Below are 206 nucleotides of genomic sequence, written 5' to 3' on the forward strand. Positions count from 1 at the left end.
GGTTCAGCGTGCCGTCGACGTGGGTGATCGCGGTGTTGGAGGTATGGCAGTTGGAGCAGGAGGTAGCCAGGGTCGAGCTGAACTTCGGACCGTAGGCTGCCGAGAAGTGCTGCGCGTGCGCGTTGGAGTTGATCAGGCCGCCGGTGGTGTTGGAAAGCGCGGTATGGCAGGTACCGCAGGCGCCGGATGCCGTGTTGTTCCACTGC

1 protein-coding gene is annotated in these 206 nt (G+C 64.1%); it reads right to left on the reverse strand.

The window, feature by feature from the left end:
* Nucleotides 1-206, reverse strand: a 206-nt coding sequence (locus JFN91_RS21925) for a hypothetical protein (protein ID WP_199391262.1), incomplete at both ends; no start/stop codon positions are given.

Source organism: Geomonas anaerohicana (assembly GCF_016458305.1).
In the GTDB taxonomy this organism is placed as follows: Bacteria; Desulfobacterota; Desulfuromonadia; order Geobacterales; family Geobacteraceae; genus Geomonas; species Geomonas anaerohicana.